Genomic DNA, 12,971 nt, shown 5'->3' with positions numbered 1-12,971 from the left:
GGCCGGGCCGCTTCGTGAGCAGGTCTCGCGCCGACACCCACGATCCGCGCAACAGGCCCGTCACGCGGGCGCCGTTCGGCGCGCCGACCAGGATTTTCCGGTCGTCGAAATTCGCGGTCATGAAGTACTCGGCGTAGCCTTCGACCAGCCACGCGGGATAGACCCCCGGATAGTGCTGCAGCATGAAGTGATGCACGTATTCGTGCAGCACCGTATCGTCGGCCAGCCCGTCCTGCTTGCGGATGGCGGCCGCGAAGATGTCGTTCGGATTGGCGCTATAGGCGCCGGCGACATTCTCCACGCCGGGAAAGATGCGGCGCAACTGATCGGGGCTGCGGACGAGATAGACGTCCAGTCGTCGCGCGGCGTCCTCCTGGTTGGCGGCCCGGCCGTGGAAGAGGCGCAACAGCGCGTCGAAATCCTCGAGCTTGGCGGAGAAGGCCCGGAGATTTTCCTCGCCGCCATCGCTGTAGACGACGAAGTGCCGGCTTTCGGACTTTTGCCACGCGGCGTGGGCCTGCCCTGAAACCGCGGAAACAACCAAGCCCAGCACCCCCGCCAAGGCCGCGCGCGCGATTCTCGACACCATTCCCGCCCCCAAGCACAACCCGCGATTGAAACTAGAGCGGGTGGAGGCGGCCTTGCAAGCTCGGCCGCGTCATTGTGTCCGCTCACATGCCCATCAAGCGGTCAAAATGCCCCTATTCGAAGAATGGGTTTGGAGTCATGCTTGCCTTGGATCGCACCGGCGGCGTCAGATCGCCGGGCGTCAGGAGGAAATCGAACGATGGCCCTGCTAGACCATCACCGTGCGCCAAGCCGGTCCAATCCCGCCGGCAGCGCTTTTTGCATTGGCCTAACCCTGGCCGGTCTCACCGCCCTGGCGGTGGTGATCAGTTGGATGATGACCTTCGTCTGAAGCCGGTCTAGGCCGCCAGACGCCGCCAGACCTGACGGTCGGCTTCGACATTGGTCAGGGCGCCGGCCTTTTGGCGGTGCACCAGCGCGCTCATGACCTCCAGGCTCAGCTGGGCGAAGCGCACCTGCACGTCCTCCACCCGACAGCCGCGCCCCGGCGCGATGAACAGGGCCGCGTTGATCTCCGGAGCCTTGGCCACGATCAGGGCGGCCAGGCGCTGGGCCCGCTCCACATCCTTGTGGTGCAGCAACGGCTCCTCGGAGAACAGCTCCTTACCCAAATCCCCCACGCGGCTCAGCGACAGCTGGGCGAAACGTTCGCGCGTCATCGGCGGCGCCATTTCGGACGCGTCGAAACTCAGAACGACATCGTTCATCAGGAAGAGCATGGGAGGCAGGGCTGTAAGGTGAAGAGGGAAGAGTCTCCACTACCCGAAATGGGCTTTCGGGCCGGTTTAGGAGCACGGTTAATGCGGCATGCCGCCGCGCCTTCCGAGCCTCAAGCCTCGACCGGTTCGGTCAAAAAATGGCGGCCTTCGCGGTCCTCGATCTCGACGACCCAGACGTCCGGGTCGATGCGCGCGGCGCGTTCGGCGTAGGCGTCGAGGTCGGGTTCGAATTCGGATCGGACGGGCTGCATCCAGAAGCGTTCGCCATCGCCCCGCGTGGCCTCGCTGTAGAGCCGCACGGTCCCGGCCCGTCGGTCGACCACCTTGACCAGCACGGCTCCGGCGCGCGCGTCCCCCTTGCGGGCGACCGTCGCGAAGGCCCCGCCAAGCTCGGCCCGCCGGATCAGCGCGCCCACCCAGATATCCGTCGAAAGAAGCATGCTAACCGAACCGCAACCCGGGTTCGCCTAGAACCCATCCTTCACGCGCTTTAACCCATAGGCTAATGACGTCCGCAGAGCATCAGAAAGGTCGCGTTCGGCCCCCCGTCGCGGCGGTGGTGGTCATGGCGGCCCTGTTCGCCCCGAACGTCCTGTGGGCGGCCAACGCCGCCGACCAGCTCTACGAACGCACCCTGATGACGGCCGCGGACGCCCGATGCCGCCTGTTCGCGACACCAATCGCGGCGGCGCTGGACGCGGCTCGCGCCCAGGCCCGAGGCGCGACCCTGCGCTCGGGCGTCAGCGAGCAACAGGTCTTCGCCCTCGAACAGCGCGCTCGGGCCAAGGCGGGCGCCGCCGCCTGCGATTCCAAGGACCTCACCCTGGCCGCCTCGCGGGTGAAGGCCGCCTTCGACGGCTATGCGCAGATGCAGAGCATGAACTATCCGGGGGACGTCGCGTCGTGGAAGGCGGACCGCGCTTCCTCCGCGACCATTCCGTTCTGGCGCCTGTCGCAGGCGTCGACCTTCGGCGGTGATCGCCTGATGTTCGGCTTGGCCGGCCGCGCCAAGGCGGTGACGGCGGTGGCGACGTTCGAGAACGGCCAGCGCCCCTATGCGGCCCGGGTGATCCTGCGCGATGTGCGCCGCACGCTGGGGCCCTATATCGCCAATCAATCCAGCCGCGGCCTCGACGGCAAAGTCGCGCCGCGCAACGCCAGCCTGGTGTTCAACGCCGAGAGCCGCGAGGAAGCGCCTCCGACCCTGCTCCCGACGGGCGCCAAGACGGGACTGGCCTTTCGCTTCCCCTCGACCGTCGCCGAGGCCATGAGCCAGCTGGATCCCCGCGAGGCCGTGATCGTCGAATTCGCCTTCACCGGGCGCGGCAGCGAGATCACTCGCAAGGCCTATGTGGAGGTCGGGGATTTCGCGGCGGGACGCGCGTTCCTGCACTAGGGACCGATCGAAGCGCGCTTGTCCTCAGCGCGGCGCGAAGGCGATGACGTTGTCGCCCAGGCTCGTGGGCGGCGGCGTCTCTTCCTCGGCCGGAGTCTCCAGCGCCGGCGTAGCGGCCGGGCTCAGCTGGGACAATAGAACCGGCAGGCGCACGGAGACGGTGGTTCCCGCGCCCAGGCGGCTTTCGATGGCCATTTCGCCGCCATGCAGCTTGGCGAAGGCGCGCACCAAAGACAGGCCAAGGCCCGTGCCCCGGGCGCGTTGCTCGGCGCCGCCAGCCTGTTCGTAGGGACGTCCCAGGCGTTCGAGGTCCTCGGGACTGATGCCGACGCCGGTGTCGGCGACGACGATCTCCAGAACGCCGTCATAGCCGTCTACCGTGACGGTAACCTGGCCGCCGCGTGGCGTGAACTTCAGGGCGTTGGAGACCAGGTTCAACACGATCTGCTTGAGCGCGCGGCGGTCGGCGTCGACCTCCAACTCGCCCGAGGGCAGCACGCCGCGCAGCTGCACGCCGGCGGTGTCGGCCTGGACGCGCAGCAGGCGCATGGCCGCCTGCACCGCCTCGCGGGCGTCGAACACGCCGCGCTGCAGCTCGAAGCGCTCGGCCTCGATCTTGGACATGTCGAGCACGTCGTTGATCAGGTCCAGCAGGTGCCCGCCGCTTTCGTGGATCAGCTCGGCGTATTCGGCGTAGCGATCGCTCAGGGGACCGAACATCCGGGCGCGCATGATGTCCGAAAAGCCCATGATGGCGTTCAGGGGCGTGCGCAGCTCGTGGCTCATATTGGCCAGGAACCGGGCTCGGCCGGCAGCCAGGGCCTCGGCGTCAGCGCGAGCCTGGTCCAGGGCGATCTCACGGTCGCGTTCGACCGTCACGTCGCGAAGCACGCCCACCAGCTGATTGGGCGCCACGCGCTGGAGGTCCAGCGCCACCAGACGCTCCACGCCCAGAGCCGGCGTGAAGGTCAGGCTGGCGGCGCCGTCGCGATGGGCCTGGGCGATCGCGGCCGCGAGCCGCTGCCGGTCCGCCGAAGCGGCCGCGGCGGCCAGACCGCGCGTCATCAGTTCCTCGGTGGAGACGCCCAGCGGCGCCGAGCCGCGGACCGTGGTCACCTGCTCGTGCCCGCGTACCGCGATGGCCAAGTGCGGCAGCCCATCCAGCAAGGTCTCCAGCCAGCCGATTTTCAAGGCGTGGCGGTCATCGCGAACGCCCTGGCGGCGGCGGCCGATCAGCAGGCCGGCGGCGAGACCCAGGCCCGTCGTCACCAGCGCCAGGAAGCCGAGCACGAAGGCCAGCGGCCCCGTCGGGGCGGCCGGCGCCAGGCCGGAAAGCTGCGTCAGGGCGGCCACGCAGCCGCCGATCAGGGCCAGCGCGGCGCCTTCGGCCAGGCGCTTGGGCTGGTCCATCGTCGAGGCCGCCGCGACCGGCGCCAGGCACCAGGCGGCCATCGCCCCCGAAACACCGCCGGTCAGGGCCGCGGCGGAAGCGCCGCCCACGGCCCAAAGCACCAGCAGCAGGGCTTCGGTGCGCTCGCCCTTGCCGCTGAAGACCAGGGCCACGAGCGCCGGGAACGCCCCCGCGCCCAAGGCGGCCCAGACCGGCCAGACGCGCGCGTCCGTGATGAAAAGCGCCGAAACCGCCGCCAGACAGATGGCCGCCAGCCAGCCCAGGCGCCACCCGTGCGCGGGCCATTCGCGCGCAGGATCAACTCCCGCCGAGGGAGCGGGACGCCTGATCGGGTCTGGGCGCGTTTTGAGTTCCAAGGCCAGCCGGTTTCGATTTCGGCGGGACTCGCCGACAGTGGAGCCTACCGCGACGGGACCGTTCCGTCCAAGCACGCACAATCGTTAAGCGATCTTTCCTCGTGGACTCGTTGTGGACGGAAACGGAATCGTAAGCGCCGTGACGCATAGTCCGGGTTCAAACCGTCACGGACAGAAGGTCCGGGAGTTCGTAATGCCAGAACCGGCGTCTGTTGACGCATCGCTTGCCGTTCCGTTCGCGGAACCTGCGCCCGCCGATCGGCGAGCCGCCGCGGAGGAGCGTCGCCGCGCGACGCTCGACGACCGCAAGCGCTCGTTCCTGCGTATGGTCAGCCATGAGCTGCGCACCCCCCTGAACGCCGTCATCGGCTTCTCGGAGATCCTCTCGCACGAGCTCTACGGCCCGCTCGGCGCGCCGCAGTATCGCGAGTACGCCCAGATCGTGCACGAAAGCGGCGTCAAGCTGCTGAAGCTGGTCAACCAGATCGTCGAGATCGCGCGCCTGGAAGGGCACGTCACCGACATCAAGATGACGCCCGAGAACCTCGACGAGGCGCTCGAGGACGTGCTGGAAGGCCTGCGTCCCGAGATCGCCCGGCGCGACGTCATCGTCCACGTCATCGGCCAAGGCGCCCTGCCCTGCGTGCTGGCCGACAGCCGGGGCCTGCGGACCATGCTGTCGAACCTGCTGCAGAACGCCGTGACCCACTCGCCCGCCGGCGGCGTGGTGCATGTCGCCGCCGGCCGCATCGGCGGCGAGGTCGAGATCACCGTTCGCGACCAGGGTCCGGGCGTGGAGAGCGCTGAATTGCCGCGCCTGCTGCAGCCCTTCGAACAGGGCGGCTCCACCCTGACCCGCAGCAACGAGGGCGTGGGCCTGGGCCTGCCGATCGTCGACCTGCTTTCGCGGGCGATGGGCGGGCGGCTGAAGCTCTCCTCCAGCCTGGGCGCCGGCTTCCTGGCCCGGCTGATCCTGCCGACGGGCTGAGCCAGCGCTTGCCTTGGGCGGACGAGGCTCCTAAACGCCCGCTCATGACCAACCCGATCGACGCCGCCCTCGACGACCTCGCCGAAGAGTTCGAGCTCCTGGGTGAGTGGGAGGAGCGCTATCGCTACGTCATCGAGCTCGGGAAGGACCTCGAGGCCCTGACCGACGCCGAGCGCTCCGAGGCGAACAAGGTGCGCGGCTGCGCCAGTCAGGTCTGGCTGGTCACCGAACCCCAGGCCGACGGGACCCTGAAGTTCCGAGGCGACAGCGACGCCCACATCGTCAGCGGCTTGGTCGCCATCATGCTGCGGCTCTATTCGGGTCGCGCGCCGGCCGACATCGTCGCCTTCGACGCCAAGAGCGCCCTGGACCGGCTGGGCCTGTCGGAGGCGCTGTCTTCCCAACGCTCAAACGGGCTCAAGTCGATGGTCGCCCGCATCCAGCGCGACGCCCAGGCTGCGCTTGGCCAGAACGTCGCGGGAAAGCCTTCCCTTGGCTAGCTATCGCGTCGCGGCGCTCTATCGGTTCACGCGGTTCGAGGATCCGGCCGCGATCCAGGGGCCGCTGGCCGCGCTATGCTGCGGCTTGGGCGTCAAGGGCACCCTGCTGCTAGCCCGCGAGGGGATCAACGGCACCATCGCCGGCGAGGACGCCGCGATCGAGGCGGTGCTGGAGCACATCCGCGCCCTGCCCGGCTGCGCCGACCTTTCGCCGAAGACCGCCTGGGCCGACGCCATGCCGTTCTACCGGATGAAGGTGCGGCTGAAGAAAGAGATCGTCACCCTGGGCGAGCCGAACCTCGATCCGACCAACGCCGGAACCTATGTCGAGCCCGCCGACTGGAACGCCCTGATCGTCGATCCCGATGTCTTGGTGATCGACACCCGTAACGACTACGAGGTCGCCGTCGGCCAATTCGAGGGCGCGGTTGATCCCAAGACCGCCAGCTTCTCGGAATTTCCAGCCTGGTTCCGGAACTACCGCCAGGATCTGGAAGCCGCCCGCGGCCCCGACGCCGCGCCGCTGAAGGTCGCCATGTACTGCACCGGCGGCATCCGCTGTGAGAAGTCGACCGCCTTCTTGAAAGCCGAGGGGATCGAACAGGTCTTCCACCTGAAGGGCGGGATCCTCGACTATCTGGAGCAGGTTCCCGAGCCGGAGAGCCTCTGGCGCGGCGAGTGCTTCGTGTTCGACGAGCGGGTGGCGGTCGGCCATGGCCTGACGCCGGGAGCGCACGTCCTGTGCCGGGGCTGCCGCATGCCGGTCGGCCCGGAGGACCAGGCCTCGCCACTTTATGTCGAGGGCGTCTCGTGCCCCGCCTGTCACGATCGGCGTAGTGTCGACCAGAAGGCCCGCGCCGCCGAGCGTCACCGCCAGGCCCAGCATTGCGAAACCCTGGGCATCGACCACGTGGGCGCGAAATTGCCAGTCCGGCCAAGCTGAACCCATTGCGCCCGCCCCGCGTTGACCCGGCTCCCCTTCCCGCAGCGAGGAGCCTGCCGATGCATACCAACGAAGACCACATCAAGCTCGTCAACAGCCTGCTCGAGACCACCATCGACAGCGCCGACGGTTACGCCGAGGCGGCCAAGGACGCCGAGGGCGCGCGCTACAAGGAGCTGTTCGAACGCCGCGCCCAAGAGCGCCGCTCGATCGCCTCGGAACTGCAGGACGAGGTCCGGCGCCTGGGCGGCGAGGCCAAGGACGACGGCACCATCCTGGCCGCCGCCCACCGCGCCTTCCTGAACCTGAAGGACGCCGTGACCAAGGGTGACGAAGCCGTCGTCAGCGAGGTGGAGGCCGGCGAAGACTACATCAAGGGCAAGTACGAAAAGGCCCTGAAGGACGCCGACGTCCAGCCCCAGACCCGCGCCGCGATCGAACGGGCCTGGACCTCGGTCAAGGCCGGCCACGACCAGATGCGCGACATCAAGCACATGCTGAAGCACTAGTCGGCCCCGGCGACGCCAAGGCGAAGGGCGGGATCGCAAGGTCCCGCCCTTTTGCGTCGGTTTGCGTCTCGAGCCGCCGCGCCGCATATGAAGGCCATGGAAGATGCCTCCCGCCCTGTTCTCGACGAGCGTCAGGTGAACCTGATCGCCAAGGCCCTGGCCGAGCCGCGCCGCCGCCAAATCCTCAAGGAGATCGGCGCAGCCAGCGAGCCCACGCCCTGCGGCGCCGTGGCCCAGCACGTGGCGGTCAGCGCCGCCACCTTCTCGCACCACATGAAGGAACTGGAGACGGCCGGTCTCATCCGCATCTGCCGGCAGGGCAAGTTCGCCTTCCTGGTGCTGCAGCGCGACGTCCTGAACGCATATCTGGCGCAACTGGCCGCGATCTGAGAACGGCCCTGCCGCACGCTGAAGTTGGACTTTCGATCTTGGCCGGGTCGTGGGAGGTTGCCGGAATGAAAACCGCACTTACCCTCCTCGCCATAGCCGGCGCTCTGGCCTCATCCGCCTGCACCGAAAGCCGGCGAGCCCGCAACGACGCCACCTGGACCGACCGCCCGGCGGACATCACCTGCTGGACCTATGGGACCCAGACCTACACCGGCCAGTCGACGGGCAAGGTCGAATACAACGACGGGGGGCGCATCGCGTTCGTGGACGCGGCGAACCACCGCTACACGACGATCGACGGCGACTGCCGTGTCGTCTACGCGTCGAAGGCGGGCTGACGATCGCGATGGGTCGTGCGCAGTCCTACGACTTCATCCCAAAACCCGACCTTCCCGGCGAATGCCGGACCTAGATCGAACCCGCGAGCCTTCATCCCGTTCGCGCCGTGCCATGGCGCATCAAAAGCCCCTCAACAAATCTCCCTCCCGCTCATTGAATCACTTCGACGATTATCTAAATGTCGAAGCGATCGCCGCTCAAGGCGACCGGCCAGTGGGCCGAACGGAGAGAGATCATGAGCAAGCTTGCAGGCAAGACCGCCGTCGTGACCGGCGCGTCGAAGGGTATCGGGGCCGCTATCGCCAAGGCCCTGGCCGCCGAGGGCGCGGCCGTGGCGGTCAACTACGCTTCCAGCCGCGAGGGCGCCGACAAGGTGGTGGCCGAGATCGTTGCCGCCGGCGGCAAGGCCGTGGCCGTGCAGGGCTCGGTGGCCAAGGAGAGCGATGTCATTCGGCTGTTCGACGAGACGCAAGCTGCGTTCGGCGGCGTCGACATCCTGGTCAACAACGCCGGCGTCTACGCCTTCGCCCCTATCGAGGAGGTGAGCGAGGCCGAGTATCGCCGCCAGTTCGACACCAACGTCCTGGGCGTGCTACTGGCGACCCGCGAAGCCGCCAAGCGTTTCGGTCCGGACGGCGGCAGCGTCATCAACATCAGTTCGGCGGCCACCACCGTCGATATTCCGACCGCCTCGGTCTACACGGCCACCAAGGCCGCCGTGGACTCGATCACGCGCGTACTGGCCAAGGAGCTGGGTCCGCGCAAGATCCGGGTCAACGCCATCTCGCCGGGCGCGGTCGAGACCGAAGGCACCCACACCATCGGCATCATCGGCTCGGAGCTGGAGACCCAGATGGTCGCCCAGACCCCGCTGGGCCGCCTGGGCCAGCCGTCGGACATCGCGCCGGTGGCCACCTTCCTGGCCTCGCCCGAGAGCTTCTGGATCACCGGCGAGATCATCGCGGTCGCGGGCGGCAACCGCTGATCCTGGCCTGATGCGCGCCCGAACGGCGGGCCGCTCATGCCATCCGGTAATGCCGCGCCAGGCGCTGCAGGGCGAGTTTCAGCACCGTCTTGCCCGCCCGGCGCGGCAGTTTCAGTGACTGCTCGGCCGCCTCCAGCGCCGAGCCCATCAAGCACACGCGCTCGAGGATTTCGCGAAGACCGGGGCCGACCTCCGTCAGCGCCAGGGCGATCCGCTGGCGGGTGGCGTGGTCGCGCTCGGCCGGCGCTAGGCCGGGCCGGCCGCCATCGACGCGAACCACGTCCCATTTCATCGTGGTGCGGCCCAGGGTTCCCAGGCTCTCGAACTCCTCGCGCAGGCGCTCGGCGGCGGCGGCTTCGACCGGAGTCAGCCAGGGCCGCCCCTCCCCGTCGCGGCGCCGCGCCAGCCAGGCGATCGGCGACTCGCCGAGGTTGCGACGGAGCGGACCTCCGTGCCCAGGCGCGGCGATCTCCGACTCGATCACACCCGGACGGCCAGGCGGCGGCGGGGCGACGGACTCGGGCCTAGCGACCATGATCCAGCCGCCCTGCGGTCGAGGTCGCAGGGTCGCCTGTCGCGCCAGCACCTGGAAGGCGGTCTCGTCCAGGACCAGCATCACGCTGCGCCGCCGGCTCGCGCCCAGACGCACGCCATAGCCCAGCCCTCGCGCCTCGATCACGGCGCCCGGCCGCGACAGCAGCCGCATGGCGCGCTCGGCGAGGCGCAGAGCCTCCAGCTCCACGTCGATGGCCGCGGTCATTGCGGCATCTCCTCGACATAGGCCGGGGCCTGACGCAGGCAGGCCTCCAGTTCGGCCAGGCGGCGGTCGAAGGCGGCGTTCTCCCGCAGATCCTCGATCTTGCGGCAGGCGTGTCCGCAGGTGGTGCGATCGCGGCCAAAAGCGAAGGCCACCCGATGCAGCGGCCAATGAAAGGTGATGTGGGTGAGATAGATGGCCAGCTGCCGGGCGCGGACTGCGGCGTGCGACACTCGCTTGGGCGCCGAGATCTCCGCCGCCGATACGCCGGTGGCCAGGGAAACGAGATGGGTGACGAAACCGACCGTCAGGCGGTCGCGTCGGGGATCGGGCGAAATCGCCCAGATGTCCTCAAGGGCTTGAACCAGCATGGCGTCCTCCTCCCCGGCCGCGAGCACGGCCGGCGAACACCACTATAGGTTTATTTTCCCAATGCGAGGAAGATATTCCTATTTCGCTCAAGCTTGGGTGGTGGAAGCCTTTGATTTTACTAGGCCGGAACCCCCTCAATCCTCGCGGTCGGACGGGCGTTCGTCCACCGCTTGTCCCGAATGTCCACGTGGGAAGCGATGGGCGCCGACATGGCGATTCGCGTCGCCGGAACACGGTCGAATAGCGCCTGCATGCTCGAGATCCAGGCCTCGTTCACGACCGTCCCGGCGGCGCGTAACCGCGCGCAGGCGAGGAGGGCCGCATCGACACCGACGGTCGGGTTCGCGGCCAACATCTCAGGCCGGCAACCGGCGCGCATCGCCTGGACCACGGCGGTCGGCGGCCGTGGGCCTTCCCGCAGCCACCGCTCGGCCAGATGGAACCCGTCCGCCGCGAACAGACGCATCATATAGGCAGTCTTGGTCTGCATCTGGATGCGACCTTGCTGGTCGACGACGATCATCGGAAACGCGGGCGCCAGCGTCGGCAGGGCCGTGTTGGCATAGAAGGTTCCGTTCCAATAGCTGCGGCCGATCCGAGCGAAGTGCGCCCCGTCCCGCACCAGGACCAGTCCTGAATCCCGCATCGGCAGGATCTCGACCTTGGCCTTGCGCACGTCGACGGTGTCGTTGGAGACGTCGACATAGAGCGAGCCCAGCTGGATCGCGTTCTGGAAATAGCGATCTCGCAGGACGCCCCAGACCTGTCGCCCTCGGCCGCCATTGTCGAAAAAGGCCTTCAGGGCCCGCTCGCCGGCCGATCGCGGCCGGGCGGGCCGCGCGTTCAAGCGTTGCAGGACATCAACGGTGATCTCCAGGCACATGCCATAGGGGTAGGGCCGGCCATAGCGCCCGCCCGCCTCGACCGCTAACGCCTGGTCGGTCTCGGCGCGCAAGGCCAGGAACGTCGCTTCGAGAGCCGATAGCGCCGGGAGCAGAAAACGGCGGGTGAGCGCCGACTGCAGACGGGCGGCGTCGAGATCGAACTCACGCATGGACTTTTGAACGACTGGACGCCCCACAGGAGCGACTCCGAGCGGGCAGGATGACGCCGCGGCGCGAAACCACAAGCACTGCCAGGGAGCGCGCCGTCCGCTCCGCCTCCATTATGGGTTTTCCGGCCTGACGACGGATGGGCTTTCCAACCGGACCAAGACCTCCGGTGACGCCTTAACCCGTCTTCGATCGCCGGACGATCCAGGCGTCGATGCGGGCCTCCAGCACCGACAGGGGCAGCGACCCCTGCAGCAGCACCGCGTCGTGGAACGCCCGCTCGTCGAAGCGCTCGCCAAGCTTCTGTTCGGCGCGACGCCGCAGTTCCAGCAGTTTCAGCTCGCCGACCTTGTAGGCCAGGGCTTGGCCGGGCCAGGAGACATAGCGTTTCAGCTCGACCTCGATATTGACCGGCGAGAGCGCGGTGTTGTCGGTGAAGCAGGCGCGGGCCTGATCCAGGCTCCAGCCCTTCCAGTGGATGCCCGTGTCGGCCACCAGGCGACAGGCGCGCCACATCTCGTAGGACAGGCGGCCGAACAGCTCGTAGGGATCGCGGTAGATCCCCATCTCCTCACCCAGCCACTCCGAATAGAGGCCCCACCCTTCGCCATAGGCCGTGAAGTAGAGGTTGCGACGGAACTCCGGGACGCCGATCTGCTCCTGGGCCAGCGAGGTCTGGATGTGGTGGCCGGGCGCCCCTTCGTGCAGCACCAGGGCCGGCAGTTCGTAGAGGGGCCGCTGGTCGAGCTCGGAAGTGTTGATCATCAGCCCGCCGGCGCGGCCCACCTTCGGATCGCCGCCGAAATAGCGGCCGGTCGTGTAGCCCTTCTCGATACTGGCCGGCACCGGCCGCACGCCATAGGTCAGGCGCGGCAGGACACCGAAATGGGCGGGTAACTGGTCGTCGGCGCGCTTGGCGATCTCGCTGGCCTTTTCCAGGAGCTGCTGACGGCTGGTGGCGTAGAAGCCCGGGTCCTTGCGCAGCATGGCGATGAAGGCCGGCAGGTCGCCCTTGAAGCCGGCCGCTTTCATCGCCTCCTGCATCCGGCCGCGGATGCGCGAGACCTCGGCCTGACCTAGGTCGTGGATCTGGTCCGGCGTGAGGTCGGTGGTCGTGTGCCGGCGCACGAGGAAGGCGTAGTAGCGGCGGCCATCGGGCAGGTCGGAAGCCGCCAGGCTGGTCGCCGCGTGGGGGACATATTCCTCGGCCATGAATTTTGCGAAGGCGGCCCGGGCCGGAGCGACCTTCTCGACCACCGCCCGTTCGCCGGCCGCCAGCAACGCCGCGCGAGCAGCCGGCGGGATCGTGTCCGGCATGGCGCGCAACGGCGCCAGCAGCGGGTCCTCGGACACCGCCGTGGCGGCCGTCCGCCGCGCGCGCTCCAGCACCGCCTGAGCCGTCGGCGTCGCCTGGACGAAGCCGGTGGCCACGCCCCGGCGCGCGTTGTCGATATTGGCCGCGTACCAGCCCGGCGTCGCGTTCAGCAGGGCGATCCAGCGCCGCGCCTCGTCTTCGCCGCGCAGGGTCATGCCGGCGGCGCGGTACAGCATCAGAAGGTCGAACCCGCCATCGCTGCTGAACGGCATGCGCGACTCGTCGAAAGCCGCCGCCTCGATCCGCTCGTCCAGACTGAACAGTAGGAGCTCGCGGGTCAGTCGCTCCTGC

General features: G+C 68.4%; 16 protein-coding genes and 1 pseudogene. 9 read left to right on the top strand and 8 right to left on the bottom strand.

The features are described 5' to 3' along the window. A pseudogene (locus VJ655_RS01885) lies at positions 1-589 on the bottom strand (hypothetical protein); the annotation flags it as partial. 198 nt (positions 590-787) lie between these two features. Here VJ655_RS01885 and VJ655_RS01880 point away from each other — a divergent pair. Beyond that, positions 788-919 (top strand): hypothetical protein, encoded by a 132-nt coding sequence (locus tag VJ655_RS01880; RefSeq protein WP_324097676.1) that lies wholly within the window; start codon positions 788-790, stop codon positions 917-919. Between the two features lie 7 nt (positions 920-926). Here the strand turns inward: VJ655_RS01880 and VJ655_RS01875 are convergent, their stop codons facing one another. Both VJ655_RS01875 and VJ655_RS01870 read right to left on the bottom strand, forming a co-directional pair. Continuing rightward, positions 927-1,307, bottom strand: a complete 381-nt coding sequence (locus VJ655_RS01875) for a hypothetical protein (protein WP_324097674.1) — start codon at positions 1,305-1,307, stop codon at positions 927-929. Between the two features lie 110 nt (positions 1,308-1,417). Continuing rightward, complete coding sequence (locus tag VJ655_RS01870) at positions 1,418-1,747, bottom strand: DUF1491 family protein (RefSeq protein ID WP_324097672.1); 330 nt, start codon at positions 1,745-1,747, stop codon at positions 1,418-1,420. Positions 1,748-1,812: 65 nt separating this feature from the next. Here VJ655_RS01870 and VJ655_RS01865 point away from each other — a divergent pair, with 65 nt between their 5' ends. Next, a complete protein-coding gene (locus VJ655_RS01865) occupies positions 1,813-2,703 on the top strand; it encodes a hypothetical protein (RefSeq protein WP_324097670.1) in 891 nt (296 codons plus the stop codon). Between the two features lie 24 nt (positions 2,704-2,727). Here VJ655_RS01865 and VJ655_RS01860 read toward each other — a convergent pair whose 3' ends face one another. Beyond that, the gene (locus VJ655_RS01860) at positions 2,728-4,470 is read right to left on the bottom strand and encodes a HAMP domain-containing sensor histidine kinase (protein ID WP_324097668.1); all 1,743 of its coding nucleotides are present in this window, start codon (positions 4,468-4,470) and stop codon (positions 2,728-2,730) included. Positions 4,471-4,663: 193 nt separating this feature from the next. Between VJ655_RS01860 and VJ655_RS01855 the strand changes: the two genes are divergently transcribed. From VJ655_RS01855 to VJ655_RS01825, 7 genes are all read left to right on the top strand, one after another. Further along, positions 4,664-5,458 carry a HAMP domain-containing sensor histidine kinase gene (locus VJ655_RS01855; protein WP_324097666.1) on the top strand — a complete coding sequence of 265 codons (795 nt, stop codon included), beginning with the start codon at positions 4,664-4,666 and terminating at the stop codon, positions 5,456-5,458. A gap of 44 nt (positions 5,459-5,502) precedes the next feature. Then, on the top strand, positions 5,503-5,958 hold the full coding sequence (locus VJ655_RS01850; protein ID WP_324097664.1) for a SufE family protein: 456 nt from the start codon (positions 5,503-5,505) through the stop codon (positions 5,956-5,958). Then, positions 5,951-6,901, top strand: a complete 951-nt coding sequence (locus VJ655_RS01845) for a rhodanese-related sulfurtransferase (protein ID WP_324097663.1) — start codon at positions 5,951-5,953, stop codon at positions 6,899-6,901. Before VJ655_RS01850 ends, VJ655_RS01845 begins: the two co-directional genes overlap by 8 nt. 59 nt (positions 6,902-6,960) lie before the next feature. Next, complete coding sequence (locus VJ655_RS01840; protein ID WP_324097662.1) at positions 6,961-7,410, top strand: PA2169 family four-helix-bundle protein; 450 nt, start codon at positions 6,961-6,963, stop codon at positions 7,408-7,410. Between the two features lie 87 nt (positions 7,411-7,497). Next, a complete protein-coding gene (locus VJ655_RS01835; RefSeq protein ID WP_324097661.1) occupies positions 7,498-7,800 on the top strand; it encodes a helix-turn-helix domain-containing protein in 303 nt (100 codons plus the stop codon). 65 nt (positions 7,801-7,865) lie between these two features. Next, positions 7,866-8,138, top strand: coding sequence for a hypothetical protein (locus VJ655_RS01830; RefSeq protein ID WP_324097660.1), 273 nt, complete (start codon positions 7,866-7,868; stop codon positions 8,136-8,138). 236 nt (positions 8,139-8,374) lie between these two features. Next, a complete protein-coding gene (locus VJ655_RS01825; protein ID WP_324097659.1) occupies positions 8,375-9,124 on the top strand; it encodes a glucose 1-dehydrogenase in 750 nt (249 codons plus the stop codon). A 34-nt stretch (positions 9,125-9,158) separates the two neighbouring features. Here the strand turns inward: VJ655_RS01825 and VJ655_RS01820 are convergent, their stop codons facing one another. The 4 genes from VJ655_RS01820 to VJ655_RS01805 all read right to left on the bottom strand — a co-directional run. After that, the gene (locus VJ655_RS01820) at positions 9,159-9,884 is read right to left on the bottom strand and encodes a DUF6456 domain-containing protein (RefSeq protein WP_324097658.1); all 726 of its coding nucleotides are present in this window, start codon (positions 9,882-9,884) and stop codon (positions 9,159-9,161) included. After that, a complete protein-coding gene (locus VJ655_RS01815; protein ID WP_324097657.1) occupies positions 9,881-10,252 on the bottom strand; it encodes a helix-turn-helix domain-containing protein in 372 nt (123 codons plus the stop codon). The genes VJ655_RS01820 and VJ655_RS01815 overlap by 4 nt, the downstream gene beginning before the upstream one ends. A 119-nt stretch (positions 10,253-10,371) precedes the next feature. After that, a complete protein-coding gene (locus VJ655_RS01810; RefSeq protein WP_324097656.1) occupies positions 10,372-11,307 on the bottom strand; it encodes a hypothetical protein in 936 nt (311 codons plus the stop codon). Positions 11,308-11,482: 175 nt separating this feature from the next. After that, positions 11,483-12,971 (bottom strand): DUF885 domain-containing protein (locus VJ655_RS01805; protein ID WP_324097655.1); only part of this gene is annotated, 1,489 nt, incomplete at its 5' end.

Origin of the sequence: Caulobacter sp. (assembly GCF_035254145.1) — a bacterium.
GTDB lineage: Bacteria > Pseudomonadota > Alphaproteobacteria > Caulobacterales > Caulobacteraceae > Caulobacter.
This window is presented reverse-complemented; position numbering and strand designations above follow the sequence as displayed.

Bases quoted from the DNA above. Each gene is read 5' to 3' on its own strand.
- VJ655_RS01880 (WP_324097676.1), top strand. From the start codon at position 788: ATGGCCCTGCTAGACCATCACCGTGCGCCAAGCCGGTCCAATCCCGCC.
- VJ655_RS01875 (WP_324097674.1), bottom strand. From the start codon at position 1,307: ATGCTCTTCCTGATGAACGATGTCGTTCTGAGTTTCGACGCGTCCGAA.
- VJ655_RS01870 (WP_324097672.1), bottom strand. From the start codon at position 1,747: ATGCTTCTTTCGACGGATATCTGGGTGGGCGCGCTGATCCGGCGGGCC.
- VJ655_RS01865 (WP_324097670.1), top strand. From the start codon at position 1,813: ATGACGTCCGCAGAGCATCAGAAAGGTCGCGTTCGGCCCCCCGTCGCG.
- VJ655_RS01855 (WP_324097666.1), top strand. From the start codon at position 4,664: ATGCCAGAACCGGCGTCTGTTGACGCATCGCTTGCCGTTCCGTTCGCG.
- VJ655_RS01850 (WP_324097664.1), top strand. From the start codon at position 5,503: ATGACCAACCCGATCGACGCCGCCCTCGACGACCTCGCCGAAGAGTTC.
- VJ655_RS01840 (WP_324097662.1), top strand. From the start codon at position 6,961: ATGCATACCAACGAAGACCACATCAAGCTCGTCAACAGCCTGCTCGAG.
- VJ655_RS01835 (WP_324097661.1), top strand. From the start codon at position 7,498: ATGAAGGCCATGGAAGATGCCTCCCGCCCTGTTCTCGACGAGCGTCAG.
- VJ655_RS01830 (WP_324097660.1), top strand. From the start codon at position 7,866: ATGAAAACCGCACTTACCCTCCTCGCCATAGCCGGCGCTCTGGCCTCA.
- VJ655_RS01825 (WP_324097659.1), top strand. From the start codon at position 8,375: ATGAGCAAGCTTGCAGGCAAGACCGCCGTCGTGACCGGCGCGTCGAAG.
- VJ655_RS01820 (WP_324097658.1), bottom strand. From the start codon at position 9,884: ATGACCGCGGCCATCGACGTGGAGCTGGAGGCTCTGCGCCTCGCCGAG.
- VJ655_RS01815 (WP_324097657.1), bottom strand. From the start codon at position 10,252: ATGCTGGTTCAAGCCCTTGAGGACATCTGGGCGATTTCGCCCGATCCC.
- VJ655_RS01810 (WP_324097656.1), bottom strand. From the start codon at position 11,307: ATGCGTGAGTTCGATCTCGACGCCGCCCGTCTGCAGTCGGCGCTCACC.